Origin of the sequence: Paenibacillus dendritiformis, from assembly GCF_015845845.1 — a bacterium.
Classification (GTDB): domain Bacteria; phylum Bacillota; class Bacilli; order Paenibacillales; family Paenibacillaceae; genus Paenibacillus_B; species Paenibacillus_B dendritiformis_C.
Window position 1 is genome coordinate 1 of record NZ_LDIG01000124.1, and the last position, 2,020, is coordinate 2,020.

Genomic DNA, 2,020 nt, shown 5'->3' on the forward strand with positions numbered 1-2,020 from the left:
GGGTCTGTCAAGAGTTTTGTGTAAACGCATTGATGATGAAGCCCCCTCGGGGGCGGTTCGCCCCTTAGCTTAAATGTTGTCCGACCCGATCCGGGAAGAAGATGGAGAGCTGGAGGAGGATTTGTCCCCAGTTCTGCACGCGCCCCGTCCATTTGCGAGTCACATCCATCGTCGCCAGGTACAGCATCTTCAGCAACGCCTCGTCCGTCGGGAAGATGCTCTTGCCCTTGGTCACTTTGCGAAGTTGGCGATGGTAGCTCTCGATGATGTTTGTGGTATAAATCAACTTACGGATCTCTGGCGGAAACTTGAAGAAGGTCGCGAGCTCATCCCAATTGTTGCGCCAGGAACGGATAATGAGCGGGTACTTCGTTCCCCAGACTTCTTCAAAGCGATCCAATTCCACAAGAGCGGCTTCTTCCGTGCTCGCCTTGTAGATCGGCTTCAGATCGGCAGTGACCTTCTTTAGGTCCTTGTAGGACACATAGCGCGTTGAATTGCGAATCTGATGAATGATGCATTTCTGAATCTCCGTCTGTGGATAGCATGCGGTGATGGCCTGCGAGAAGCCGGTCAGGTTGTCCACACACGTAATGAGAATGTCCTGTACGCCGCGATTCTTCAACTCATTCAGCACGCTCAGCCAGAACTTTGCAGATTCATTCTCGCCGATCCAGATGCCCAGAACATCCTTGTTGCCATCCAAATCGATGCCGATGACCATGTAAGCCGCCTTATTGACGATGGCGCCATCTTGCTTCACTTTAAAGTGAATGGCGTCCAAAAATACAACGGCATACACGCTTTGCAGCGGCCGGTTTTGCCATTCTTTGACCAGGGGCATGATCTTGTTGGTGACATTGGAGATAAGCGTAGGGGACACCTCAATGCCGTATAGCTGCTGGAGATGATCCTGAATCTCCCGTGTGCTTACGCCCTTGGCATAGAGCGCAATGATCTGATCCTCAATGCCGGTCACGTTCGACTGATACTTTTTCACCACCAGTGGCTCGAACTCACCTTGCCGGTCGCGGGGCACCGAAATCTCTTGCTCCCCATACTCACTGGTGATCTTCTTGCGGCTCTTGCCATTGCGTGAATTGGAGGTGGTCTTCTCCGCTTTCTCATGCTTCTCATAGCCCAGATGCGTGTCCATCTCGGCCTCCAGCATTTCCTGAATCGTCTCGGCGAACAGATCCTTCAAGGCGTTTTGCGCATCTTTCGCGGTCATGAGCTTGTTCTCTTTAATAAACGCTCGTAGTTGCTCTTTCGTCCATAGTCCCATGTGTTCTCCCAACCTTTCTATTAGTTCCATTTTAATAGGTTTTGGAGTTTACACAAACTATTTTACAGACTCAAATGTAGTTAGCTAAATCTAACGATTTCCTTTCAAATTGTTGTAATGTCTCTTGTCCACTTTGTTTTAACCAATTCTCATTTCCTTCTTCAACATGCACAATAACTTCAAACTCATGATTTCCTTTAAGAAAGTGAACTTTATCGAGATTGTTTTTTGTAATTCGATCACATATAACATGGTCTCAGGAGAGAATTTCCCTCTGTCCAATAAATCACCAAGCTGCACTAAGATCTGTTTATCGCGATTCCAATGCTCATAAATTAATTTCTTAAAAGTATGAAAACAACCATGCACATCACCAACGACTAATAACGGCTCTTCGCTCTACTGGGTGGGTACAGTGTTGAATATTAGTTTCATAACCCCTTCCGCCTTTAAGAGATTTTCAGATGTAGAAACAGCCGTCAAGGAGAGCGCTTGACCGCTGTTTCTACATCTGAAGCAGGGTAAGAAGGCGGAAAGGGATATTATGCTCGGCGCGCCGCGAGCAACGGCAAACGAAGCTTATTGGCTGTCATATACACCATCGCAATCAAGTTTTCTACGTTCCTGTAGCCTCTGGCCCGACGTTTAGCTGCTTGAACCAGACCATTAATGCCTTCCAACAAGCCGTTCGTCATCTTACTATGGAACCACCGAAGGATCCCTTCTTCGTGCTGC

General features: G+C 47.9%; 2 protein-coding genes and 1 pseudogene. All 3 read right to left on the reverse strand.

What is annotated here, in order from left to right; all coding sequences use genetic code 11:
• Nucleotides 1–64 precede the first annotated feature (64 nt).
• Nucleotides 65–1,285, reverse strand: a complete 1,221-nt coding sequence (locus ABD76_RS10870; protein ID WP_197255154.1) for an IS256 family transposase — start codon at nucleotides 1,283–1,285, stop codon at nucleotides 65–67.
• Nucleotides 1,286–1,423: 138 nt separating this feature from the next.
• Nucleotides 1,424–1,663: pseudogene (locus ABD76_RS30960) on the reverse strand (metallophosphoesterase); the annotation flags it as partial.
• 164 nt (nucleotides 1,664–1,827) lie between these two features.
• A partial coding sequence (locus ABD76_RS10880; RefSeq protein ID WP_197253431.1) for a transposase occupies nucleotides 1,828–2,020 on the reverse strand: 193 nt, incomplete at its 5' end.

What these genes read in the sequence shown, in the direction of transcription:
- ABD76_RS10870 (WP_197255154.1), bottom strand. Translation starts at nt 1,285, where the DNA reads ATGGGACTATGGACGAAAGAGCAACTACGAGCGTTTATTAAAGAGAAC.